Source organism: Agrobacterium sp. a22-2, from assembly GCF_012276985.1.
Classification (GTDB): Bacteria; Pseudomonadota; Alphaproteobacteria; order Rhizobiales; family Rhizobiaceae; genus Allorhizobium.
In genome coordinates this window covers 309,024-332,004 of sequence record NZ_JAAXMM010000001.1, presented here as the reverse complement: position 1 = coordinate 332,004, position 22,981 = coordinate 309,024, and the positions used below count along the sequence as shown (strand labels likewise).

Sequence of the window (22,981 nt, the reverse complement as noted above, 5' to 3'; positions counted from 1 at the left end):
ACTGCGGTGACGAGCATTTGGAAAAAATACCGGAACCTTCTATGCTGGCGTCTTCATATGCAGAGCTTGGGCAGGGCGAATCGTCGTCGATTGCCCTTTGAGTCGGAAGCGAGGTGGCCGCCATGCAGGAGCAAGAGCGGATATTGGCCGCAGCGGCGGCGTCGCCGGTCGGCGCCATGCCGGGCTTGTTTCGTGGACTGTCCGGCAAGCTGCTGATCCTGACGGCTGTCTTCGTCATGCTAGCCGAAGTGCTGATCTTTACGCCGTCGATCGCGAATATGCGGATCGGCTGGCTGCAGAACCGTCTGAATACGGCCGCCGCCGCCAGCGTCGTCATCGATGGACTGCAGCCCATCGAACTGCCCCGCAATGTCCAGAACGACGCCCTGATGGCGACGGGCACCAAGGCGATCGTGCTGCGGAAGGACGGCACGTCCAAGCTGCTGGCCGTGGACGACATGCCGCCGCAGGTCGACGCGCAATACGACCTCTCGAATGTCCAGATGCTCGACGCAGTCTGCGATGCGCTGTCAACGCTGGTGTTCGGCGAGGATCGCGTGGTGCGGGTCTTCGGCCCGGTGGGCGACAGCGATGTGCAGATCGAAATGGTGCTGGAGGAAAAAAGCCTGCGCCAGGCCATGCTGTCCTACGCGGGCAATATCCTGATCCTGTCGCTGCTCATATCGGTGATCACCGCGCTGCTGATCTTTCTGGCCATCAACCGCATGATGATCGGCCCGGTGCGCCGGCTGACCCGCAGCATGGAGGATTTTGCAGAGAACCCCGAGGACCCGTCGCGCATCATGGTTCCAAGCCGCGGCGGCGATGAACTGGCGTTTGCCGGACGGCATCTGGCGGCCATGCAGGGACAGCTGCAAAAGACGCTGAAGCAACAGAAGAACCTTGCCGATCTCGGCCTTGCCGTGTCGAAGATCAACCATGACATGCGCAATATCCTTGCCTCGGCCCAACTGATGTCTGACCGGCTGGTCGATGTCGACGATCCCATGGTCAAGAGCTTTGCACCGAAACTGCTGCGCACCATCGACCGTGCCGTTGGTTATACCAATGAAGTCCTCGCCTACGGCCAGGCCTCGGAGGCCGAGCCGCGCCGCCGTCGGCTGCGTCTCTCCGCCCTTTGCCAGGAGGTGCGCGATATTCTGGCCATAGAACCGGAGAGCGGCATCGAGTTCGTCGACATGGTGGCTTCCGATCTCGAGGTGGACGGCGATAGCGAACAACTGTTCCGCGTCATTCACAACATCTGCCGCAATGCCGCCCAGGCACTCGCCAACCACGGCGCCGAGCTGCCACAGGCTCCGCGCCGGATCACTGTCGCGGCGCAGCGCATCGGCAGCGTTGTCAGCATCACCATTGACGACACCGGACCGGGCATGCCGCGCAAGGCGCGCGAAAACCTGTTTGCCGCCTTCCGCGGCTCGGCCCGCTCAGGCGGAACAGGCCTTGGCCTGGCCATTGCCCGCGAACTGGTGCTGGCCCATGGCGGCACCATCGCGCTGGTCGAAAAACCGGTGCCGGGAACCCTTTTCCGTATCGAGATACCCGACCGTCCGGTGGCCCTCGACGATTGGCGGGCTCGGGCCTGAACAGGCATTCGGCAATGATTTCAATTGGGTGATCGCTATATTTCAGCGAAATGACATTTTTTGTTCGAAATACGCTTGCATTAAAATCAAGGAGGCTTTAGAGGATCGCCACGCCACCGGTCATGCCGGTTGGACACGCACCCGTAGCTCAGCTGGATAGAGCACCAGACTACGAATCTGGGGGTCAGGAGTTCGAATCTCTTCGGGTGCGCCATTTCTTTTTCAGTCTTGATGTGTGCAAACGTCTGAACTGGATGATGCGATTTCGTGTTCTATCGATCTCGCCGATCTCTTTGCCGCCTTCCGCCCATTCGCTGCAGCCTGTGTGCGTTATGCATTGAGCGCATAGCAGCTGCGCGTCCTTTGCGACGGAAGAATGATTGCCACACCCGCATCCCGCCCTCTAAGCCATTGAGACAGCCGGCCCTTGAAGGACCGGACGCCTTGGAGTTTCTCCCGGCTGAATGAACGAGGATTGTGCGAATGCTGCGTGACCGGATCCGATACAGGCCCTTGATGGACAAGCTCGCGAGTGCCGACGAGGCCGCGGCCTATATCAAAGATGGAATGACGGTCGGTATGAGTGGCTTCACGCGTGCCGGCGAAGCCAAGGCGGTGCCGCTGGCACTGGCCGAGCGGGCGCGTAAGGATCCGTTGAAGATCACGCTTTTGACCGGTGCGTCGCTTGGCAACGATCTCGACAAGACGCTGGCCGAGGCCCACGTGCTGGCCCGACGCATGCCCTTCCAGTCCGATCCCGGATTGCGCAAGGCGATCAATGCCGGGGAGGTGATGTTCATCGATCAGCATCTGTCCGAGACCGTCGAGCAGTTGCGCACCAGGCAGATCAAGCCGGTCGACATCGCCGTCATCGAGGCGGTCGCCATCACCGAGCACGGCGGCATCGTGCCGACCACCTCCGTCGGCAATTCCGCAAGCTTTGCCATTCTCGCCGACAAGGTGATCGTCGAACTCAACATGTCGCAGCCGATCACGCTCGAAGGCCTGCACGACATCTATATCCCGTCGCGTCGTCCGGCCCGCATGCCCATCCCGGTCGTTACGCCGGAAAGCCGCGTCGGCCTGCCCTATATCTCGATCCCGCCCGAAAAGATCGTCGCCGTTGTCGTGTCGGAAAAGCATGACAGCTCGGCCAGCATTCTGCCGCCCGACGACGAGACACGCGCCATCGCCGGCAACCTGACGGATTTCCTGCGAAACGAAGTGAAGCAGGGCCGTCTGGGTTATGAACTGCAGCCGCTGCAGGCCGGCATCGGCACGATCGCCAATTCAGTGTTGCATGGTTTCATCGACACGCCGTTCCATGACCTGAAAATGTATTCCGAAGTGCTGCAGGATTCGACGTTCGAGCTATTCGATGCCGGCAAGCTGACCTTTGCCTCGGGCTCGTCGATCACCCTGTCGGCCGATATGTATCAGAAGGTCCTGCCGCGGCTTGCCGAATACAAGCACCAGCTGATCCTGCGTCCGCAGGAGATCAGCAACCATCCGGAAGTCATCCGCCGCTTAGGACTGATCTGCATCAATACCGCGTTGGAGTTCGATATCTACGGCAACGTCAATTCCACCCATGTCGGCGGCACCCACATGATGAACGGCATCGGCGGATCGGGCGATTTCGCGCGCAACGGCTTTATGTCGATCTTCGTGACCAAGTCCGTTGCCAAGAACGGCTCGATTTCCAGCGTCGTGCCGATGGTCAGCCATGTCGACCATACCGAGCATGACGTGGATATCCTGGTGACGGAGATAGGCCTTGCCGATTTGCGCGGCCTTGCGCCACGCGAGCGCTCGGCTGTCATCATCGCCAATTGCGTGCACCCGGATTATCGTGATGCGCTGCAGGATTATGTCGACCGTGCCACCGTGCGGGGCGGCCAGACACCGCATCTCATTGAGGAGGCGTTCTCCTGGCACGATGCCGTGCGCACGCGCGGCACGATGCGCCCCGCCTGACGCGGGGCTGCCCGTTCTCTACGTCGCGCAGAAAGATGTGTAGAGGGCGCTGATGACGCTGCGTGCCGGTTCGCTTTCGATCCGGTACCAGATCGTCTGGCCGTCGCGCCGGCCGGCAATGATCCTGTCGCGGCGCAGCAGGGCGAGGTGCTGGGAGACCGTCGAATCGCGGATACCCAAGAATTCCGCCAGTTGTCCGACCGAACGTTCGCCGTCGATCAACTGGCAAAGGATGAGCAGCCGATGCCGATTGGCCAGAGCCTTCAGCAACTCGCTGGCGTCGTCGGCAGCGCCCTGCATGGTTTCAGGATTAAGTTTCATTCTTGCGTATCTACGTTAATTTGAATATAATGTCAAGCCAAAGCATGGCCCCGATATGCAACGGGGCACGAATTCGCGGAGAATGGCAAGATGGAAAAGGGCTATCAGGTTGTCTGCCCTAACTGCGCAGCAGTCAACCGGTTGAGACAAGGGCCTGCCGCGGACGCGGCCAAATGCGGGAAATGTGCAGCAACGTTATTTCAAGGCCATCCGGTGGAGGCCGGCCCTGCCATGTTCGACAGGCAGACCACACGTAGCGCCATTCCGGTTCTGGTGGATGTCTGGGCGCCCTGGTGCGGCCCCTGTCGGGCCATGGCGCCGGCCTTTGAAGAGGCGGCTCGCGCCATGGAGCCGCAGGTGCGCCTGATCAAGCTCAATTCCGAGGATCACCCCGACATTGCCGGTCGGTTCGCCATTCGCGGCATTCCCACCATGCTGCTGTTCGACAAGGGCCGCGAAATTGCCCGCGTCTCCGGGGCGATGACCACCCGGCAGATCGTCGACTGGACCCGCAGCCAATTGGGCACCTCTGTCTGAGGCAACGGTCAAGGCGCTGGCCGAGGGGGGAAGCGATCGAAAAGGGGTGGATCGCAGGTGTCTTTGCCTTTAAAACGCCTGCTAGAGGTGGCGTAGGATAGCGCGTATGCGGTTTGCGCGTTGTGCGTCCGGGCCGATCGGGAACAGGCCGCCATGACGATTTCATGTTCTTTCAGACAGCGTCCCAATCGGGCTCTTGCCATGATGGCGGCACTGGCTCTTACCCTGACTGGGTGTGCCGGCCGGCCGATCGGCGTCATGCAGCCCGTCGGCGCGCAAGCCTCAAGCGGAGCCTCGCAGGTCCATCTGATTGCCGCGACCACTCGCGCGCCGGCCGCCGACAAGGCCGTACTGTTCACCGGTGAGCGTGGCACGGGACTGATGATTGACGCCGTCACCATTTCCATTCCGCCGGATGCCGTACGCAAGGTGGGGGAAGTGCAATGGCCGAAACGCCTGCCGCCGGATCCTGCCAAGGAGTTTTCGACCGTTGCCGTTGAACCGCTCGCCACGCCGGCGAAGGGCCAGGTATGGCTGAAGGCCCATTCGGGCAAAAGCCGCCGCGTCCTGGTCTTCGTCCACGGCTTCAACAATCGCTATGAGGAGGCGATCTACCGCTTCGCGCAGATCGTGCATGATTCCAAGACGGATGTTGTGCCGGTCGTGTTCACTTGGCCGTCGCGCGCCAGTATTTTTGATTATAACTACGACAAGGAAAGCACCAATTATTCCCGCGACGCGCTGGAGGAGCTTTTAAGCCGCATTGCCAGTGACAAGTCGGTGGATGAAATCACCGTCATGGCCCATTCCATGGGAACCTGGCTGGCCGTCGAGGCGTTGCGGCAAATGGCCATCCGCGATGGCAAGGTGAACGCGAAGATCAGCAACGTGATCCTCGCAGCACCTGACCTTGATGTCGATGTCTTCGGCCAGCAGTTCCGCAGCTTTGGGCCGAACCCGCCGCATTTCACCCTGTTCGTCTCGCAGGATGACCGCGCCTTGACGCTGTCGCGCCGCATCTCCGGCAATGTCGAGCGGCTGGGGCAGATCGATCCGAGCAAGGAGCCCTATCGCTCCCAGCTGGAAAGCGCCGGCATTACCGTCCTTGATCTCACCAAGCTGAAGTCCGGCGACAATCTCAACCACGGCAAATTTGCCGAAAGCCCCGAAGTGGTTCGGCTGATCGGCGACCGGCTGATTGCCGGCCAGACCGTCACCGATTCGGATATCGGACTTGGCGAGAGCCTGGGCGCTGTCACCATCGGCGCAGCAAATACCGTCGGCCAGGCCGCAAGCACGGTGATCAGCGCCCCGATCATGATCTTCGATCCCCGCACCAGGCGCAACTATGACAGGCAATTGCTGTTGCTGGGAGAGACCGCTGGCGGCACGCTCAATTCGGTCGGAGACACGGTGGGCAGCGCCGTCGGCCAATAGCGCGCGACCGACCGCGGCCGCCCGATGGAAGGATTGGCGCGCATATTGTGGGCCAACGCCTTGCGCAATGCGCTTTCTGTGGCAAGACCATAGGCAGGCGACGCAATGTGATATATCAGATAGAGCAAGTGTTGTCCGATGATAGCTGGAGACTGAAGACATGAGATGGAAGCGTACGATCCAGTTGCTCGATGTGCATTGCGAAGGCGAAATCGGCAAGGTCGCCATTGGCGGCGTGCCGAACATCCCGGGCAATTCGATCGCCGAACAGCTGAACTGGCTGAACACCGATCCCAAGGGCCAGGAACTGCGCCGCTTTCTGGTTCTAGAGCCACGCGGAGCGCCGATCGGCTCGGTCAATCTTCTTCTTCCGCCCAAGCATCCCGATGCCGATGCAGGCTTTGTCATTCTGCAGCCCGACCAGGCCCATGCCAGCTCCGGATCGAATTCGATCTGCGTGACCACGGCGCTGCTTGAAAGTGGCATCGTCGAGATGCAGGAGCCGGAGACGACGGTTGTCCTCGATACGGCAGCAGGTCTCGTCAAGGCGGTGGCGTTCTGCCGGGACGGGCGCTGCGAACGCGTCAAGCTCACTATGGTGCCGTCCTTCGTTCATGAGCTGGATGTCGGGATCGACACCGAGGAATGGGGCCGGATCACGGTCGACCTCTGCTATGGCGGCATATTTTATGCGCTGGTCGATGTGTCGCAGATCGGCACGACGATTGAAAAGGGCAATGCCCGGCGGCTGGTCGAGGCAGGAATGGTGCTGAAGGACCTGATCAACCGGACGATCCCGGTGGTGCATCCGGAAATTCCCGCCATCTCGGGCGTAGCCTATGTGATGTTCCGCGACGTCGATCCGGACGGCGCAATCCGCACCTGCACGACGATGTGGCCGGGGCGGGTCGACCGCTCTCCCTGCGGAACCGGCAACTCCGCCAATCTGGCAACACTCCATGCGCGCGGCAAGGTAAAGCCCGGCGATACGCTGCTGTCCCGCTCCATTATCGGCTCTGAATTCGAGGTCGGTCTGGCGGGTCTAACAGAGGTCGCGGGAAAGCCGGCCATCATTCCGACCATCAGCGGTCGGGGCTTCACCTTTGGCCTGCATCAGGTGGCGCTCGACCCGTTCGATCCGCTGGCCGGTGGTTTTGCGCTGACGGATGTCTGGGGTCCCTCCGCTGGCGGAATCGACTAATCCCAGCGACGATGAGAACCCGCCCGTCGGCGAGGCCCTTTGCCTGAAGCGATATCGCCGCTCAATGCGCAACGATAGTATCGTATTCTTTTGTGAATTGGCCCCGGCCGTCGGCGAAAATGGACGGGTATGGCACGCTTTAGGGTCAGCTAATCCTTAATGCTGGCTTAAAGTACCAAAAGCTAAAATTCGATCCAATAATTTCAGTCTATTTCAGGCCACCTTTGGTAATTCAGGGGGGAGCAAACGGCGCATGTGCCTCAATGAGGTGCGTCGAAACAGGATCTTTGCTGGAGCTATTCGGTAGGCGGGATGGGGAGCGCGGCGATGACAATTCTGATTGTTGAAGACAATGCCACCAATGCGATGATCCTCAAGCACCTTGCCAAGAAGGTAGCCGATGACGAGATCGTCGTGGAAGGCGATGCATCGGAGGCCTTGAAGCTCTGCCACAACACCTTCTTCGACATGCTGATTGTCGATCAGATGCTTCCTGGCATGAATGGGCTGCAGTTTGCCAAGGCGATCCGCATGATGAGCCGTTACGACGCCGTGCCGATCATCATGGTGACGGCCGACCTGGATCCGGCGCTGCGCGATGCCGCCATTCAGGTCGGCATAACGGATTTCCTGACCAAGCCTGTTGAAGCGATCCGGTTCCGTGCGCTGCTTCAGCAACATCGCCAGCGTCGTACGGCCGCCATTTCGGCAACAGGTTGAACCTTCTTTCGCAAATCGGTGGATCAGAATGAAACGCGCCCTCCCACTCCTTGCCGTTTTCTTGCTCGCCGGCAGCCAGGTCGTGGCTCTCGAGCCGCCGCAGGGAGAGGTCATCCTGACAATTTCCGGCAAGCTGGACCATCCAAACCGCGATGGACAGGCCGTCTTCGATCTTGCCATGCTCGAGGCGCTCGCTGGTCGTGCGGCATCGATGGAAACACCCTGGACCGAAGGCGAGATCCAGTTTTCCGGTCCGCTGCTGCGGGCGGTGCTCGCCGCTGCCGGCGCTCATGGTCAGGAAATGACCGTCAAGGCGCTCAACGGCTATTCGGCGGACGTCCCGGTCAACGATGCCTATGGCCTCGATACCATGCTGGCCACTCGGATTGCCGGTAAGCCAATGTCGGTGCGCGAGAAAGGCCCATTGATGCTGGTCTATCCGTTTGATCAGGATGCCAGCCTTTATAACGAGCGATATTTTTCCCGTTCCGTTTGGCAGATCCAGTCGATCGAGGTCGCGCCTTGACCGGATTTGGACGCATCACAGCCGAGATCATGAAAAGCGCAGGCAAGACCACGGTCATCCTGCAGGTACTATCGACCGTCCTGCTTGTCGTGCTTATCATATTGTTCTCGAATATATCCGACCGTTTCCGCTATCTGCATGACGGCGTTCGCGAGAATGCAGTCTGGTCGGTGTACCAACTGGATCGGGAAGCCCGCACCCTGGGCTACAGTCTTGCTGAACTGCGTCGGAGCGATGTCGCAGGCGACAACCGCATCAATGACCTGACGCTTCGCTACGATATCCTCTACTCGCGCGCCAAGCTGGTCCGTGAATCTCGCTTCAGCGCCTATTTCTCGGCCGATCCGGAAATTGAGGTCAGCCTGGCGGATATCGAGCGGCAGGTTTACGGACTGCAGCCCATCTTCGATGGCTTCGTAGAGGGTGCGCGGCCGACCGATGTCCAAATGGAGGCAATTGGTCAGCAATTGGAAGCTCTGTCGAAAAAGACTGAACAGCTGTTGGTCCTGACGAATGCCAGAGTAAGCGACGAGCGCACCGAGATTCGGGGTATGGTGCTGGATCTCGAACGGACTTCGGCGATAATGCTGGGACTTCTGATGATTTCGGTCATCTTCCTGGTCGTCACGCTGCGCCGTCAGTTGAAATCGGTGCGCGAGGCCGGCCTTCGCCTTGAACGTATGGCGGGGGAGCTTTCCGACGCCTATGATGCCGCCGATGCCGGCAATCGGGCCAAGTCGCAGTTCATGGCCACCATGGGCCATGAGATCCGCACGCCGCTCAACGCCATTCTCGGCATGGCCGAACTGCTCGAATATGCGGAACTGCCGGACGATGCCGTCTCCAGCGTCAAGACCATCCGCTCGTCGGGTGAAGCCCTGCTGGAAGTCATCAACGAGATCCTTGATTTCTCCAAGATCGAGCATGGCAAACTTGAGCTTGAAGAGCGCGCCGTCGACATATCGAGCCTTGCCGACAATACGATCAGCATCATCCGCGGCCGGGCAGAGGATCACGGCAATGCCATCGTTCTCGACATCCCCGACTCCCTCCATGCGCTGTATGTGCGCACCGACCCGACGAGGCTGCGCCAGGTCATGCTCAATCTTCTGAGCAATGCGGTCAAGTTCACGCAGAACGGCACGGTCACCCTGCGGCTCAGGGAATTCTACCGTGGCAGCGCGCTGATGCTGCGTTTCGAGGTGGAGGATACCGGCATCGGCATCGATGAAGCCGGTCTTGAACGGCTGTTCAAACCATTCTCGCAGGTCGATGCCAGCATTAGCCGCAAATATGGCGGCACCGGTCTGGGATTGACCATCTGCAAGCAGATCGTCGAGAAGCTGGGTGGCGAACTGGGCATGAGCAGCACGGTCGGTGTGGGCAGTATTTTCTGGTTCGAGCTGCCGGTCATGGCAGCCGGCAAGGACGATGTCCGCCATCAGCCTGGCCTGCACGACATGTCGGCCAACTTCCCGCAATTGCGCATTCTTCTTGTCGAGGACAATCAGGTCAACCGGCAGGTGGCGACGCGGTTTCTGGACAAGCTCGGGCAGACTGTCGAGATCGCCTGCAACGGCGCCGAAGCGGTCGCGCTGACCGAGACCGAAGCCTTCGACCTGATCCTGATGGACATGCAGATGCCTGTCATGGACGGCATAGAGGCAACGCGTCGGATTATCGAGGGTGGTGGTCCATCCGCACTGACGCCGATCGTTGCCATGACGGCCAATGCCTCCGACGACGATCGGCGGCGCTGCCTGGCGGCCGGCATGGTGGGCTTTGAATCCAAGCCCGTCACCATGGGCCGGTTGCGTGGCGTCATCGTCTCTTTTGCACCAACCGTTGCCGATACCTCCTGGGAGGCTGAGCAAGCCATGGAAATAAAAGCATTCTCTGATCTCGATCTGAGTGGAGACCTGGCGCTTTCCGGCGACCATCCCTTCCACCAGCCCTCAAGCGGCATCGCCGGCATCGATGAAGCCCGTTATTTCGAACTGGTGGAAGCCCTGGGCGAAGATGTCTATCGCGAGTTGATCGAGTCCTTCTTCGACGATGCTGCATCGCTGCTGGTGGATCTGCATGCAGCGCTTGCCACTGAAAAAGGCTCGGACATCGATCGGGTTCTGCACACGATCAAGGGCGCGGCGATCAATGTCGGATTGAGCGATATTGCCGTGAAGGCCGATGCGCTGCGTGATCAGGAACCGACGACGGCCGACGTCGACATGCTGTCAGACGAAATCGAAACATTGAAATTGAAACTGGTAGCCTGAGAGCTGCGGAGGCGTTTATGCGTATCTTGCTGGTAGATGACAACAATACCAACCTTAAGCTTCTGACGAAACTGGTCAAGAAGTTGGACAATTGCGAAGCCGTGCCTTTTTCAACCCCGGAGGCCGTGCTCTCGGCCCTTCCGGAGCTTGATTTCGATATTGCCATTATCGACTACCAGATGCCGGTCTATAACGGTGTGGAGCTCTTCACCGAGATCGTCCGGTTCGAAAAATATGCCAATGTTCCGGTCGTCTTCGTGACCGCCGACAAGGACATGACGACCCGCATGGCGGCGTTGAATGCCGGTGCCATCGATTTCCTGACCAAGCCGGTCAATCCCGTCGAATTCCAGGCCCGTGTCCAGAACATCGTCAGCCTGACGGTCGCACGCCGGCAACTGTCCGACCAGGCCGAGTGGCTGCGCCGCGAGGTCGACAAGGCGGTTGGCGAGTTACGCTTGCGGGAGCAGGAGATCATCCATCGCCTGACACTGGCGGCCGAGTACAAGGATCCGGAAACCGCACGCCACACCCTCCGCGTTGCCTCTTACTCGGAAGCGATCGCGCGGGAACTGGGCCTGTCCGACCAGGAATGTACCGATATTCGCCTTGCGGCTCCGATGCACGATATCGGCAAGGTAGCGATGCCGGATAAAGTGCTGCTCAAGCAGGGCCGGTTGACCGAGGCCGAATATCGCCAGATGCAGGCCCACGCGCAGATCGGCAGCGACATTCTCTCCCGCTCCCATTCCTCGCTGCTGCAACTGGCCTCCGAAATCGCCGCCAGCCACCACGAACGCTGGGACGGGCAGGGCTATCCCAATCGCCTGAGCGGTGACACCATCCCGATCTCCGGCAGGATCGTCTGCATCGCCGACAATTTTGATGCGCTGACAACAGAGCGTCCCTACAAGTCGGCCTGGTCCTATGACAAGACGGTTGAGCACATCCTCGGCCGCGCCGGCACGCAGTTCGATCCGGCTTGCGTGGCGGCTTTCGAGCGGGCTCTGCCGACGATCCGCGAGATCATGGAGACGGACCGGCGCGAACAGGCCCAGGAAGCAGCGCTTCGGGCTGCAGCGCTCGATGTCGGAAAAATCGCGATCGCTCGGTAGAACAGTTACACCGAAAGTTCAGCGCGGTTTGCGTCCGGAATTGGGGAAGAGAGAGGGATAGAGCGTTTCCGCAATTTGAAGACGTGCGGAAATGTTCCGGCAGCGATTTTCCTGGCCGGCGGAAAGTGGTATCGACGGCGCAACCTGTTGCAGCCCGGAGACCTTGAGCCATGCCGTCGATCACCATCCGCCGCCCCGATGACTGGCATCTGCATCTGCGCGACGGTGCGATGATGGAAGGGGTGATTGGCGATACCAGCCGCCATTTCGCCCGCGCGATCATCATGCCCAACCTGGTGCCGCCGGTGGTCACTACTGCCGACGCTAAAGCCTATCGCGATCGTATCATGGCCGCACTGCCGGCCGACGATCGCTTCCAGCCGCTGATGACCCTTTACCTGACCGAGCAGACCAGCCCGGACGATGTCGAAGCCGGCAAGGCAAGCGGCCTGATCACTGCTGTCAAACTCTATCCGGCGGGTGCCACGACCAATTCCCATGGCGGCGTGCGCGACATGGACAAGGCGATGCCGGTCCTGGAGCGCATGGCGAAGATCGGCCTGCCGCTTTGCGTGCACGGCGAGGTGACGACGCCGGAGGTCGACATATTCGACCGCGAGGCCGTTTTCATCGAGACGGTGCTTGATCCGCTGCGCCGGCGCCTGCCGGAGCTGAAGGTGACGATGGAGCATGTCACCACCAGCGACGGCATCGACTATATCAAGTCTGCGGAAAAGAACCTGGCCGGTTCCATCACCACCCATCACCTGATCATCAACCGCAACGCCATCCTCGTTGGCGGCATCAAGCCGCATTATTATTGCCTGCCGGTTGCCAAGCGCGAAAGCCACCGCCTGGCCCTGCGGACGGCTGCGACATCCGGCGACGCCCGCTTTTTCCTCGGCACCGATTCGGCGCCCCATGTCGATCCGCTCAAGGAATGCGCCTGCGGCTGCGCCGGCATCTATACGTCGATCAATACCATGAGCTGCCTGGCCCATGTCTTCGAACAGGACAATGCGCTGGACAAGCTCGAAGCCTTCACCTCGCTGAACGGCCCAGCCTGGTATGGACTCAAGCCGAATGACGAGACGATCACGCTGGTCAAGCGCGAGACGCCGGTCAGCTTTCCGGCAAAGATCGAAACCGGCGCCGGTCCTGTCACGGTTTTCGATCCGATGTTTCCGCTTTATTGGGACGTCGTCTGATCGAAATTACGGAAGGCTCATCGCCCTGTTGTTGACGGGGTTAGAGTGGCCTAACATCTTGGCGGTTATTTCCAGAATGAGGATGCTGTCATGACGTTCGAAGACTCCATCAAGACTGTACTGACGAAATATGCGACTTTTACAGGCCGGGCGGCGCGACCGGAATTCTGGTGGTTCGCGTTGTTCGGCTTCATTGTTAGCCTCATCGCCTCTTTCATCGATGCCATTCTCTTCGGCATCGATATCCTCGGGACGATCGTCGGCCTCGCTCTTATTGTGCCGCAACTTGCCGTCGCCACACGTCGCCTGCACGACATCGACAAATCCGGCTGGTGGCAACTCCTCATTCTGGTGCCGGTCATCGGTTGGATCGTGCTGATCTATTTTTATGTTCAGCCCGGTCAGGCGTCGGCAAATCGGTTCGGACCGCCGCCAGTGGCCTGAATCAATGGTGATCGGAATGCCGGGGCTGCAAGGCCCCGGTATTCGTGTGGTGGGTCAGACGCCGCTCATCAGCTGCGGCCAAAGGCCGGTGATGCCGACGAGGATCAGGTAGATGGCAACCACGTAGTTCAGCAGGCGCGGCATCACTAGGATGAGAATGCCGGCCAAGAGGGCGATCAGGGGTTGGATGGTAACCATGGTCAACATATCAAATTCTCCTGTTACGCCGCGTTGTCGTCAACGGCCGCTGCGGTAGCCGGTTTCGCCCGCGCCTTGTCGAAGGCAGCGCGCAAATCCTGTTCTTTGGACGTGTCCAGATTGGTGCGGATGATGTTACCGCCATGCCCGCTCAGACGGTCGATGACCTTGTCGGATGCTGCACGCTCGGCGAGGATGAAAAGGGCGGCCTGCCCAGGCTGCAGGACGCTGGCCACATCCTTCATGAAGGCGTCGTTGATGCCGTAGTCGGTAAGTGCTCCGGCGAGGGCACCAGCCCCGGCACCGGCTGCAACGCCGATCAGCGGGTTGAAGAACAGGATGCCGGCAAGCAGGCCCCAGAAGGCACCTGCGCTGGCGCCAAAGCCCCACATCGGCACCATCTGGTGCAGTTTGATCTGGCCCTTGTCGTCGGCCTCGGCAATGACCGCGTCCTGGATCTCGACGAGATATTCCTTTGACAGCTGGTAGAGCGTCAGGCGTGCCGCTTCCGCGGCCTGGTTGTTCGGATAACCGATCACGATCAGTTCGGACATCGATGGCTCCTTGAGGTTGGTTGGTCTGCAATACATGTGGGGTGGTATTCAGCCCCGGAAAGGCGCCGGCCGGGTTAAATCTTCGTCATCTTCTGGAATTGGCTGTAAATCTTCAAGCAACATGTGCCTGACGCTGGCAAGAGCCGTCGCGAGCTGGTATCTGCCCCTTTCGGATGCCGTAACGCGACAGGAGCCGAAATGATCCAGACCCCCTTCACCGAACCCACCGTCATGGCCGAACTGCTTGCCAAGATGCTCTGGGAGATCAAAGCGGTCCATTTCAATGCCGCGGATCCGTATAAGCTGTCGTCCGGCATGCGCAGCCCGGTCTACATTGATTGCCGCAAGCTGCTCTCCTATCCGCGCGTACGCTCGGCGGTCATGGACTTTGCTGCGGCCACGCTGCTGCGCAATGCCGGCTTCGAGCAGTTCGACTGCATCGCGGGCGGCGAGACGGCCGGTATTCCGTTTGCAGCCCTCTTGGCCGACCGCCTCGCCCTGCCGATGATCTATGTGCGCAAGGCACCCAAGGGCCATGGCCGCAATGCCCAGATCGAAGGCCATATGCCGGAAGGCGCGCGCGTACTGGTGATCGAGGACCTCACGACGGCCGGCGGCAGCATGTTCAAGTTCATCGATGCCATCCGCGCTGCCGGCGGTGTCGTCGATCACGGCATCGCCTTGTTCTTCTATGGGATCTTCAACGAGGCTTACGAGCGTTTCGACAAGGGCGGCGTCAAGCTGCACTATATCGCCACCTGGCGCGATGTGCTGGCCGTGGCAACGTCGCAGAAGCTGTTCGACGACAAGACCCTCTCGGAAGTCGAGGCCTTCCTTGATGCGCCGCTCGAATGGTCGGGGCGCAATGGCGGGGTTTCGTCGCTCGGCTGAGCAAATGCTCACAGTCGCACTGGAATTTGGGCGCGACTTGGTTTAAATCGATTGAAACAGATGACTGGGAGGTCGAGATGATCCTGTGTTGCGGCGAAGCGCTGATCGACATGTTGCCACGCGAAACCACGCTCGGCGAGCGCGCCTTTGCGCCCTATGCCGGCGGCGCGATCTTCAACACGGCGATTGCGCTCGGTCGCCTCGGCATCAAGACGGGCTTCTTCACCGGCCTGTCCGACGACATGCTGGGCGACATCCTGCGCGACACGCTGAAATCATCGGGTGTCGACTTCAGCTATTGCGCGACGCTGTCGCGCCCGTGCACCATCGCCTTGGTCAAGCTGACCAACGGTCAGGCGTCCTACGCCTTCTATGACGAGAACACGGCAGGCCGCATGATCACCGAGGCCGATCTGCCTGATCTCGACGACAGCTGCGAGGCGCTGCATTTCGGGGCAATCAGCCTGATCCCGGAACCCTGCGGCTCGACTTACGAAGCGCTGATGACCCGTGAGTACAAGACCCGGGTGATCTCGCTCGATCCGAACATCCGCCCCGGCTTCATCAGGGACAAGCAAGCCCACCAGGCCCGCATCGCCCGCATGGCTGATATGTCCGACATCCTGAAATTCTCGGACGAGGACCTGGACTGGTTCGACCTGCCCGGCAGCCAGGACGAACGCGCCGCCTACTGGCTGACGCGCGGCGCCAAGCTCGTGGTGCTGACCAAGGGGGCGGAGGGTGCCACCGCCTACACCGCAAACTTCAAGGTTTCGGTGCCGTCGAACAAGGTCGAGGTGGTCGACACCGTCGGCGCCGGCGACACGTTTGATGCCGGCATCCTAGCGTCGCTGAAACGTCAGGGCCTGCTGACCAAGACCTCGGTGGCAACGCTTTCCGAAGCACAGGTCGAGGCCGCATTGTCGCTGGGGGCCAAGGCAGCGGCGGTCACCGTATCGCGTGCCGGCGCCAATCCGCCCTTTGCCCACGAAATCGGATTGTAAGTTTATTCTTACATTTTTGCGCTTGAGAGACAGAAGGGCAGCCGCGAGACTGCCCTTTTGCATGTCAGAAAAAACTTTGGTCAGTGCAATCCGCTACGCAGCGCTTCCACAAGCCCTGCCGTCGACGCATCCTGGCCCTCGGTTCCAACCTTGCCTTCCACGACAGGCAGCAGGCCGGTCGCCAGTTCCTTGCCGAGTTCCACGCCCCACTGGTCGAAGGAGTTGATGCGGAAGAGCACACCCTCGACGAAGACGCGATGTTCGTAGAGCGCGATCAGCCGGCCGAGTGCAAAGGGTGTCAGCTGGTTGTAGACGAAGGTTATCGACGGCCTGTTGCCGGTAAAGACCCGGTGCGGCGCGATGAAATCGGCCTGGCCGTCGGCCATGCCCTTCGACGTCAGCTGCGCCTTGGCTTCTTCTAGCGTGCGGCCCTTCATCAGGGCGGCCGACTGCGCCAGGCAATTGGCGATCAGCAAGTCGTGCTGGTGGCGCAGGTCCGGCTCGAAACCATTGGCGGCGATCATGAATTCGGCCGGGATGATGCTCGTGCCCTGATGGATCAGCTGGTAGAAGGCATGCTGGCCATTGGTGCCGGGCTCGCCCCAGACGACCGGGCCGGAATTGCCCTCGACGGGCGTGCCGTCCACGGTCACGCCCTTGCCGTTCGACTCCATGTCGAGCTGCTGCAGATAGGCGGCGAAGCGCGACAGGCGCTGGTCATAGGGCAGGATGGCGCGGGTGGCATAGTCCAGGACATTGCGGTGGTAGAAGCCGATCAGGCCCAGGAGCATCGGCAGGTTCTGGCGGAAGGGTGCGGTGCGGAAATGGTTGTCCATCGCATGGCCGCCGTCGAGAAACTGGCCGAAATTGTCCATGCCGACGGCTATCATCACCGGCAGACCGATCGCCGACCAGATCGAATAGCGTCCGCCTACCCAGTCCCAGAAACCGAAGATGCGATCGGACGGAATGCCGAAGCTGCCGACCTTGTCGAGGGCGGTGGAGACGGCGGCGAAATGCTGGCCGACCGCGTCTTCGCCCAGCGCCGAGGCGATGAAGCGCCGCGCCGTCTGGGCATTGGTCATGGTCTCGATGGTCGTGAAGGTCTTCGAGGCGACGATGAACAGCGAGGTTTCCGGGTCGAGCAGTTTCAGCGTATCGCTGATATGGGCGCCATCGACATTCGAGACATAGTGGAGACGCGGCCCGTCATGGAATGGCGCCAGCGCCAGCGTCACCATGGCCGGACCGAGATCGGAGCCACCAATGCCGATATTGACGACATCGGTGATCTGCTTGCCGGTCGAGCCGGTGATCGTGCCCAGGCGAATGCCTTCGGCAAAGGCACCCATGGCCTGCAGAACGGCATTGATATCAGGCATGACATCGCGGCCATCGACCACGACGGGCGTGTTCGAACGGTTGCGCAGCGCCGTGTGGAGAACGGCGCGGCCTTCGGTGAAATTGATCGCCTCGCCGGCAAACATCGCCTCGCGCTTGGCGGCCACGCCCGCTTTGTCGCAGAGTTGTTCCAAGAGGTCCATGACCGGTTCGTTCACGGCACATTTGGAATAATCCATCAGCAGATCGTTTGCCCGGGCGCTGAACCGGCCGAACCGTTGGCTGTCGCCCGCAAATGCGGCACGGATATCCGTGGCATCGGTCCTGGCGGCGGTCTCTTTGAGTTGGGTGACGATGGCCTGCATGGGGCGCTTCCTCCGATCCGGTGACGGTGGGGGAAACTAGTCGCTTCGGTCCCTGCAAATCAAGTTGGCAAAGGACAAAAACTGTCCGCGGGCCATTCTTTGGCAAATGGCCCGCCTTGTGCTCCCTAGCCGCGCAGGTCCTTGCGCAGGATCTTGCCGACATTGGACTTCGGCAGTTCGGTACGGAATTCGACGAAACGCGGACGCTTGTAATTGGTGAGATTGGTCGCGCAATGGGCCTTTACATCGGCCTCGGTCAGATTGGGATCTTTCTTGACGACATAGAGTTTCACCGCTTCGCCGGAATGGGGATCCGGAACGCCGATCGCCGCACATTCCAGAATCCCGGGATGCATGGCCGCCACTTCCTCGATTTCGTTCGGATAGACGTTGAAGCCGGACACCAGGATCATGTCCTTCTTGCGGTCGACGATCTTGACATAGCCATGCTCGTCCATCAGGCCCATGTCGCCGGAGCGGAAGAAACCGTCGGCGCTGATCGCCTTTGCGGTCTCCTCCGGCTTGTTCCAGTAGCCGGCCATGACCTGCGGACCGCGAATGCAGATTTCGCCGACCTCGCCCAGCGGCAACGTATTACCGTCCTCGTCGCGGATCTCGATGTCGGTCGACGAAATCGGCAGGCCGATCGATCCGGAGAATTCCTTGGTGTCCAGCCGGTTGGCGGTGGCAACGGGCGATGTTTCCGAAAGCCCGTAGCCTTCGGTGATCGGGCATCCGGTCATGGCATACCAGCGTTCGGCCACCGGCCGCTGCACGGCCATGCCGCCACCGAAAACAAGAAGCAGTGCCGAATGGTCTGTTTTCTTGAAGTCTTCGTTGTTCATCAGCGCATTGAACAGTGTGTTGAGGCCGGGGAAGACATGGACCTTGTATTTCTGCAGTTCCTTGACGAAGGCCGGAATATCGCGCGGATTGGCGATCAGGATGTTGTGGCTGCCGGTGGCGACCCCCATCAGCGAATTCACCGTCAGGGCGAAGATATGGTAGAGCGGCAGGGCGCAGGCAAAGTTCAGGACGTCAGGCCGCGGCTTGGTCACGAAGGCCGAATCCAGCCAGATTGCCATCTGCTCCTTGTTCGACAACAGGTTCGAATGGGTGAGCACCGCCCCCTTCGAGACGCCTGTCGTGCCGCCGGTATATTGCAGGAAGGCGATGTCGCTCGGCGTCACTTCGACAGGTCGGATCGCCTTGCCGGCGCCGTCCGACAATACCTGCCGGAAGCTGCGGGCTGAGGGGATCGACCAGGCTGGAACGAGTTTCTTCACCTTGCGGACGATGAAATTGACGATATGGCCCTTGAGGCCCAGCATGTCGCCCATGGTGGCGACCACCACATGGCGAACCTCGGTGCGGGCCAGAACCTGCTCGACCGTATGCGCGAAATTCTCCAGAACGAAAATGGCCTTGGCGCCGGCATCCTTCAGCTGGTACTCCAGCTCGCGCGGCGTATAGAGCGGGTTGACATTGACGACGACCATGCCGACCCGCAGGATGCCATAGACGATAACCGGATTCTGCAGGATGTTGGGCAGCATCACGGCCACCCGGTCGCCCTTGGCAAGGCCCTGCGCCTGCAGCCAGGCGGCGATCTTGCGCGATTGTGCTTCCAGTTCGCGGAAACTCATGGCCCGGCCCATGCTGGAAAACGCCGTGCGATCAGCATATTTGGCGCAGCTGTCTTCGAACAGCGCCCCAAGCGAGGGATGGTGCAGCGGAGGAAGCTCCGCGGGAATCGTCTCCGGATAGGACGAAAGCCATATCTTCTCGGAGGCTCGGCCACTGGTGCGACCAGACAATTCCATCATGCTCTTCTCCCTATGTCTCGGCCGCTACACGATGCCGTCCTCCCGGCATGCATGAAGCCCTCCTCAAAGCCGAACTAACCTCAGATTATGTCTTTACTCGATTGATTCAAGTGCCAATAGCTCTATCTAACCTTAACGTAAACGTCAATAATTGGCGCGTCGTCAAGTGGCCAGAGTCCGCGACGTGTCAGATGACCCGCGGTCGGTGGGAAAGACGAGATCCCCAGCGCATACACCACGTTCAAAAGGTCGCCTGGCCGCCCGATGGATATACATGCGGCCGGACCGTAGCTTTTGGGAACCTTTCCCGTCCCTGCTCGTTTTCCTGATGTGATTATACGAGGAAACACGAAAAAGGAGATGCGCCATGTTGCATCAGAACAGTGCACGCCAACAGAACCCCGACGTCCATGAGACCCCGGCCCTGATTGCCAGCGACAAGGTCGAAGGCACTAAGGTCTACGGCTCGGACGGCAAGCACATCGGTTCGATTGAGCGGATCATCCTTGAAAAGCGCGGCGGCCGCGTGTCCTACGCCGTGCTCAGCTTCGGCGGTTTCCTCGGTATGGGCCACGACCACTACCCGCTTCCCTGGGAAAAGCTGAGCTATGACGAAGATCTTGATGGCTACCGCATCGATCTGACGAAGGCCGACGTTGAAAACGCTCCGCGCTTCACCAATGAAAACGAAGCCGATTGGTATCGGGACAACGGCCGCAAGGTGTACGATTACTATGGTATCCCCCCGTACTGGATGTAATCGTCATATGGGAAGGGCTGCGCGATGCGTGGCCCTTCCTTTTGCGTGTGGGTCGGCCTTCTTTTTCCGCGCGTTAAGGCGCGCTCAGCCCTTCCTACGTCGCTTTGAATGCGCCGCATCCTCTCTCATCCAGGGAAGAAAACCGTCCAGGAACCGGGTGGTCGCGGGCATGAAATGCGAGCCATGATGAAAGAACGGATCGAGGCTGGTGATGATCATCCGGCCTTTCGTGGTTACCTCATCGATATAGAGAATGGGCTTTCCCGCGCCGTTGACGGCCAGCACCTCGACGCCGTCCGGCGGGTCGAACCAACCATGTAGGTGCCATGTCAGGTCGCTTTGCGAGAGATGGCTGAACAGGGTGTGATCGGGCGCGGCAATCCGGACTCCGAGATCGGCGCCGGGCTCTAGCCACCACCACCAGTTCGTCGGCTGCTCCGTGAAGGTGATGCCAGGTAGAAAAAGCTCGCTATGGCTTTCGCCTGTCGCGATCACCGTACCTCCCCGATCCAGAAAATCCAGCAGGCGTCCGGCATGCGGTGCCATGCGGTCGGCCGGCGTGCGGCAGGGAACGAGGATCGTTTTAAACCGGCATAGATCCACCGTGGCCAGCTCCTCCGGCCGGCAAAGCTGATCGAAATAGGCCGCATAACGCGGCGCCTCCAGGCTTTCGATGTGGTAATAGGCGCCAGGATGGATGGCCAGGACACTCATGTTGCCAACTCCCCACCTGCCCACGCGACGGCCCGGTCGGCGAGCCGCTGTTTGGTCGCGGCATCATCGCCGCATCCCCAGAATTCGTTGCCGGCATGGGACAGGATCGCGCCGCCCTCCGGCCGCTGCCAGACCCAGTCGATGGGGTGATTGTCAGGACCGATACCGTTGATCGCCACGGCTTCGTCCGGCAGCGGGTTGTAGCCCCGGCCGTAAAAGCCGGCGACCCCATGATTGGTTTCCAGCGTCTTCTGGTCGATACCGTCGAAGATTGGATGACGGCAAAGGCGACTGAGCGCGAAATCGCCGCGCTTCGGGCTCTCCAGCCGTCGATATAGCCCAAGGCCGCCGATCGGCGGCCGCAACATATGGCCGTTGAAAATCCATCTCCCGCCACCTGACAGAAAAGCCGTCACGGCATCGGCAAACCGGCGAAAGCCGATCTGGTCGAGATGCATCGTGGTGATCAGGCCGCTGATAGCCTCGAAATCCTCTTTGTGCAGCGACAGTTCACGCACCGGCCGGACCCGGCCCTCGGCCACGGCTCCTTCGAACGGCGAAGGCGCCATGCCATCGGATGGGTATTGGGATTGGATCAGAAGAACGGTCATGAATGCTGTGATCCTGCAAAAGCCGGCAAAACGGCGCTACGGTGATAATGGTGTCTGGGCCGCACCATTGGCGGCTTCGTCACCATTGCAACGTAGGTGGCGGTTCGCGCATGCTTCGGCTCGTCCGGCGTCAGCCTTAATCAAACATTATAAATATGACTATAGCGGTCAAGATATTGTAGGTCGCAATCCCCGCCAATGGCCCGCCTCGGTTGCCGGAGGGTGGAAAAAGACACAAAGGTCTGCCCAAAAAGAACCGGAATGCTCAGGCTGGTTGCCGGCGCCCCCCCTTGTCGTGGCAACAGCCCGCCCTTAAGACTTGGCGGCCAAGGATAACAACGGAAGCAATTTCATGACGGATACGCCCATTCTCGTCGTCGGCGGTGCCGGCTATATCGGCTCGCACACCTGCCTTGAATTGTCGAAGCGTGGCTTCCTGCCGATCGTCTATGACAACCTGTCGAACGGGCATGGCGAGTTCGTCAAATGGGGTCCCCTGGAGCGCGGCGATATCCGCGACCGCGAACGGCTCGACGAGGTCATGCGCACCTATCAGCCTGCCGCCATCCTACATTTCGCAGCGCTGATCGAGGTTGGGGAATCCGTCAAGGATCCGGTTTCGTTCTACGACAACAACGTCATCGGTTCGCTGACGCTCCTGTCGGCAGCCCAGGCCGCAGGGATCAAGGCCTTCGTGTTTTCCTCGACCTGCGCCACTTATGGACTGCCGGAAATGGTGCCGATCGACGAGCAGCACCGCCAGGCACCGATCAATCCCTATGGCCGCACCAAATGGATCGTCGAGCAGGCGCTCAAGGACTACGATCAGTATAATCAGTTCCGCTCGGTCATCCTGCGTTATTTCAATGCAGCCGGCGCCGATTTCGACTGCCGCGTCGGCGAGTGGCATACGCCGGAAACCCACGCCATTCCGCTGGCGATCGATGCAGGGCTTGGCCGGCGCCAGGGCTTCAAAGTGTTCGGCAGCGACTATGAGACACGCGACGGCACGTGTGTGCGCGATTACATCCATGTGCTCGATCTGGCCGATGCCCATGTCCGCGCCGTCGAATATCTGTTGAAGGACGGCCCGTCGGTCGAACTCAACCTGGGCACAGGAACAGGCACGACTGTCAAGGAGCTGTTGTCGGCCATCGAGGACGTCTCGGGCCGCCCGTTCCCGGTCGAGTATATCGGTCGTCGGGAAGGCGATTCCCACACGCTGGTGGCCAATAACGACAAGGCGCGGGATGTATTGGGCTGGGTTCCCCGCTACGAGTTGAAGGATATCATCCAGTCGGCCTGGAAGTGGCATTCCACGTCCAACCTGTTGCGCTGAAGGCGGGTT

The 22,981-nt window shown here is 60.3% G+C and carries 22 protein-coding genes and 1 tRNA gene; 16 read left to right on the top strand and 7 right to left on the bottom strand.

Annotated features, from left to right (window positions below; genetic code table 11):
• Positions 1-122: 122 nt before the first annotated feature.
• From HFC70_RS01575 to HFC70_RS01565, 3 genes are all read left to right on the top strand, one after another.
• Positions 123-1,607 carry a HAMP domain-containing sensor histidine kinase gene (locus HFC70_RS01575; protein WP_168471434.1) on the top strand — a complete coding sequence of 495 codons (1,485 nt, stop codon included), beginning with the start codon at positions 123-125 and terminating at the stop codon, positions 1,605-1,607.
• A gap of 137 nt (positions 1,608-1,744) precedes the next feature.
• Positions 1,745-1,821, top strand: a tRNA-Arg gene (locus HFC70_RS01570).
• 269 nt (positions 1,822-2,090) lie between these two features.
• Positions 2,091-3,584 (top strand): acetyl-CoA hydrolase/transferase family protein, encoded by a 1,494-nt coding sequence (locus HFC70_RS01565; protein WP_168471433.1) that lies wholly within the window; start codon positions 2,091-2,093, stop codon positions 3,582-3,584.
• 18 nt (positions 3,585-3,602) lie between these two features.
• Here HFC70_RS01565 and HFC70_RS01560 read toward each other — a convergent pair whose 3' ends face one another.
• Positions 3,603-3,905, bottom strand: coding sequence for a helix-turn-helix transcriptional regulator (locus HFC70_RS01560; protein WP_168471432.1), 303 nt, complete (start codon positions 3,903-3,905; stop codon positions 3,603-3,605).
• 90 nt (positions 3,906-3,995) lie between these two features.
• Here HFC70_RS01560 and trxC point away from each other — a divergent pair, with 90 nt between their 5' ends.
• The 9 genes from trxC to HFC70_RS01515 all read left to right on the top strand — a co-directional run bounded on the left by trxC (position 3,996) and on the right by HFC70_RS01515 (position 13,369).
• A complete protein-coding gene (gene trxC / locus HFC70_RS01555) occupies positions 3,996-4,442 on the top strand; it encodes a thioredoxin TrxC (protein WP_168471431.1) in 447 nt (148 codons plus the stop codon).
• A gap of 201 nt (positions 4,443-4,643) precedes the next feature.
• Positions 4,644-5,879 (top strand): alpha/beta hydrolase, encoded by a 1,236-nt coding sequence (locus HFC70_RS01550; protein WP_246735633.1) that lies wholly within the window; start codon positions 4,644-4,646, stop codon positions 5,877-5,879.
• Between the two features lie 160 nt (positions 5,880-6,039).
• Positions 6,040-7,080 (top strand): 4-hydroxyproline epimerase, encoded by a 1,041-nt coding sequence (locus HFC70_RS01545; RefSeq protein ID WP_168471429.1) that lies wholly within the window; start codon positions 6,040-6,042, stop codon positions 7,078-7,080.
• Positions 7,081-7,407: 327 nt separating this feature from the next.
• Complete coding sequence (locus tag HFC70_RS01540; RefSeq protein WP_168471428.1) at positions 7,408-7,800, top strand: response regulator; 393 nt, start codon at positions 7,408-7,410, stop codon at positions 7,798-7,800.
• Between the two features lie 28 nt (positions 7,801-7,828).
• Positions 7,829-8,326 carry a molybdopterin-dependent oxidoreductase gene (locus HFC70_RS01535; protein WP_168471427.1) on the top strand — a complete coding sequence of 166 codons (498 nt, stop codon included), beginning with the start codon at positions 7,829-7,831 and terminating at the stop codon, positions 8,324-8,326.
• Positions 8,323-10,602: an ATP-binding protein gene (locus HFC70_RS01530; protein ID WP_246735610.1), complete on the top strand. Its 2,280-nt coding sequence runs from the start codon at positions 8,323-8,325 to the stop codon at positions 10,600-10,602. Before HFC70_RS01535 ends, HFC70_RS01530 begins: the two co-directional genes overlap by 4 nt.
• A gap of 17 nt (positions 10,603-10,619) precedes the next feature.
• Positions 10,620-11,717, top strand: a complete 1,098-nt coding sequence (locus HFC70_RS01525; RefSeq protein ID WP_168471426.1) for an HD domain-containing phosphohydrolase — start codon at positions 10,620-10,622, stop codon at positions 11,715-11,717.
• A gap of 170 nt (positions 11,718-11,887) precedes the next feature.
• Entirely contained in the window at positions 11,888-12,925 is a 1,038-nt protein-coding gene (pyrC, locus tag HFC70_RS01520; RefSeq protein WP_168471425.1) for a dihydroorotase, read from the top strand.
• Between the two features lie 90 nt (positions 12,926-13,015).
• Complete coding sequence (locus tag HFC70_RS01515; RefSeq protein ID WP_168471424.1) at positions 13,016-13,369, top strand: DUF805 domain-containing protein; 354 nt, start codon at positions 13,016-13,018, stop codon at positions 13,367-13,369.
• Between the two features lie 54 nt (positions 13,370-13,423).
• Here the strand turns inward: HFC70_RS01515 and HFC70_RS01510 are convergent, their stop codons facing one another.
• Together HFC70_RS01510 and HFC70_RS01505 are read right to left on the bottom strand one after the other, a co-directional pair.
• The gene (locus HFC70_RS01510; RefSeq protein ID WP_168471423.1) at positions 13,424-13,576 is read right to left on the bottom strand and encodes a DUF3096 domain-containing protein; all 153 of its coding nucleotides are present in this window, start codon (positions 13,574-13,576) and stop codon (positions 13,424-13,426) included.
• 14 nt (positions 13,577-13,590) lie between these two features.
• Positions 13,591-14,121: a DUF1269 domain-containing protein gene (locus tag HFC70_RS01505; protein ID WP_168471422.1), complete on the bottom strand. Its 531-nt coding sequence runs from the start codon at positions 14,119-14,121 to the stop codon at positions 13,591-13,593.
• A 198-nt stretch (positions 14,122-14,319) separates the two neighbouring features.
• Here HFC70_RS01505 and HFC70_RS01500 point away from each other — a divergent pair, with 198 nt between their 5' ends.
• Both HFC70_RS01500 and HFC70_RS01495 read left to right on the top strand, forming a co-directional pair.
• The gene (locus tag HFC70_RS01500; RefSeq protein ID WP_168471421.1) at positions 14,320-15,012 is read left to right on the top strand and encodes an orotate phosphoribosyltransferase; all 693 of its coding nucleotides are present in this window, start codon (positions 14,320-14,322) and stop codon (positions 15,010-15,012) included.
• Positions 15,013-15,089: 77 nt separating this feature from the next.
• Positions 15,090-16,016, top strand: coding sequence for a carbohydrate kinase (locus tag HFC70_RS01495; protein ID WP_168471420.1), 927 nt, complete (start codon positions 15,090-15,092; stop codon positions 16,014-16,016).
• Positions 16,017-16,096: 80 nt separating this feature from the next.
• Here the strand turns inward: HFC70_RS01495 and pgi are convergent, their stop codons facing one another.
• Positions 16,097-17,722 (bottom strand): glucose-6-phosphate isomerase, encoded by a 1,626-nt coding sequence (pgi, locus tag HFC70_RS01490; protein ID WP_168471419.1) that lies wholly within the window; start codon positions 17,720-17,722, stop codon positions 16,097-16,099.
• Positions 17,723-17,847: 125 nt separating this feature from the next.
• Positions 17,848-19,548 carry a long-chain fatty acid--CoA ligase gene (locus HFC70_RS01485; protein ID WP_168471418.1) on the bottom strand — a complete coding sequence of 567 codons (1,701 nt, stop codon included), beginning with the start codon at positions 19,546-19,548 and terminating at the stop codon, positions 17,848-17,850.
• Between the two features lie 367 nt (positions 19,549-19,915).
• Here HFC70_RS01485 and HFC70_RS01480 point away from each other — a divergent pair, with 367 nt between their 5' ends.
• Positions 19,916-20,308 carry a PRC-barrel domain-containing protein gene (locus tag HFC70_RS01480; RefSeq protein ID WP_168471417.1) on the top strand — a complete coding sequence of 131 codons (393 nt, stop codon included), beginning with the start codon at positions 19,916-19,918 and terminating at the stop codon, positions 20,306-20,308.
• 84 nt (positions 20,309-20,392) lie between these two features.
• On the opposite strand, the gene HFC70_RS01475 is transcribed toward HFC70_RS01480, so the two are convergent.
• Both HFC70_RS01475 and HFC70_RS01470 read right to left on the bottom strand, forming a co-directional pair.
• On the bottom strand, positions 20,393-21,022 hold the full coding sequence (locus tag HFC70_RS01475; protein ID WP_168471416.1) for a hypothetical protein: 630 nt from the start codon (positions 21,020-21,022) through the stop codon (positions 20,393-20,395).
• A complete protein-coding gene (locus HFC70_RS01470; RefSeq protein ID WP_168471415.1) occupies positions 21,019-21,633 on the bottom strand; it encodes a hypothetical protein in 615 nt (204 codons plus the stop codon). Before HFC70_RS01470 ends, HFC70_RS01475 begins: the two co-directional genes overlap by 4 nt.
• A 352-nt stretch (positions 21,634-21,985) precedes the next feature.
• Between HFC70_RS01470 and galE the strand changes: the two genes are divergently transcribed.
• Positions 21,986-22,972 (top strand): UDP-glucose 4-epimerase GalE, encoded by a 987-nt coding sequence (gene galE / locus HFC70_RS01465; protein WP_168471414.1) that lies wholly within the window; start codon positions 21,986-21,988, stop codon positions 22,970-22,972.
• Positions 22,973-22,981: the final 9 nt, after the last annotated feature.

Bases quoted from the DNA above. Each gene is read 5' to 3' on its own strand.
- HFC70_RS01575 (WP_168471434.1), top strand. From the start codon at position 123: ATGCAGGAGCAAGAGCGGATATTGGCCGCAGCGGCGGCGTCGCCGGTC.
- HFC70_RS01565 (WP_168471433.1), top strand. From the start codon at position 2,091: ATGCTGCGTGACCGGATCCGATACAGGCCCTTGATGGACAAGCTCGCG.
- HFC70_RS01560 (WP_168471432.1), bottom strand. From the start codon at position 3,905: ATGAAACTTAATCCTGAAACCATGCAGGGCGCTGCCGACGACGCCAGC.
- trxC (WP_168471431.1), top strand. From the start codon at position 3,996: ATGGAAAAGGGCTATCAGGTTGTCTGCCCTAACTGCGCAGCAGTCAAC.
- HFC70_RS01550 (WP_246735633.1), top strand. From the start codon at position 4,644: ATGATGGCGGCACTGGCTCTTACCCTGACTGGGTGTGCCGGCCGGCCG.
- HFC70_RS01545 (WP_168471429.1), top strand. From the start codon at position 6,040: ATGAGATGGAAGCGTACGATCCAGTTGCTCGATGTGCATTGCGAAGGC.
- HFC70_RS01540 (WP_168471428.1), top strand. From the start codon at position 7,408: ATGACAATTCTGATTGTTGAAGACAATGCCACCAATGCGATGATCCTC.
- HFC70_RS01535 (WP_168471427.1), top strand. From the start codon at position 7,829: ATGAAACGCGCCCTCCCACTCCTTGCCGTTTTCTTGCTCGCCGGCAGC.
- HFC70_RS01525 (WP_168471426.1), top strand. From the start codon at position 10,620: ATGCGTATCTTGCTGGTAGATGACAACAATACCAACCTTAAGCTTCTG.
- pyrC (WP_168471425.1), top strand. From the start codon at position 11,888: ATGCCGTCGATCACCATCCGCCGCCCCGATGACTGGCATCTGCATCTG.
- HFC70_RS01515 (WP_168471424.1), top strand. From the start codon at position 13,016: ATGACGTTCGAAGACTCCATCAAGACTGTACTGACGAAATATGCGACT.
- HFC70_RS01510 (WP_168471423.1), bottom strand. From the start codon at position 13,576: ATGTTGACCATGGTTACCATCCAACCCCTGATCGCCCTCTTGGCCGGC.
- HFC70_RS01505 (WP_168471422.1), bottom strand. From the start codon at position 14,121: ATGTCCGAACTGATCGTGATCGGTTATCCGAACAACCAGGCCGCGGAA.
- HFC70_RS01500 (WP_168471421.1), top strand. From the start codon at position 14,320: ATGATCCAGACCCCCTTCACCGAACCCACCGTCATGGCCGAACTGCTT.
- HFC70_RS01495 (WP_168471420.1), top strand. From the start codon at position 15,090: ATGATCCTGTGTTGCGGCGAAGCGCTGATCGACATGTTGCCACGCGAA.
- pgi (WP_168471419.1), bottom strand. From the start codon at position 17,722: ATGCAGGCCATCGTCACCCAACTCAAAGAGACCGCCGCCAGGACCGAT.
- HFC70_RS01485 (WP_168471418.1), bottom strand. From the start codon at position 19,548: ATGATGGAATTGTCTGGTCGCACCAGTGGCCGAGCCTCCGAGAAGATA.
- HFC70_RS01480 (WP_168471417.1), top strand. From the start codon at position 19,916: ATGTTGCATCAGAACAGTGCACGCCAACAGAACCCCGACGTCCATGAG.
- HFC70_RS01475 (WP_168471416.1), bottom strand. From the start codon at position 21,022: ATGAGTGTCCTGGCCATCCATCCTGGCGCCTATTACCACATCGAAAGC.
- HFC70_RS01470 (WP_168471415.1), bottom strand. From the start codon at position 21,633: ATGACCGTTCTTCTGATCCAATCCCAATACCCATCCGATGGCATGGCG.
- galE (WP_168471414.1), top strand. From the start codon at position 21,986: ATGACGGATACGCCCATTCTCGTCGTCGGCGGTGCCGGCTATATCGGC.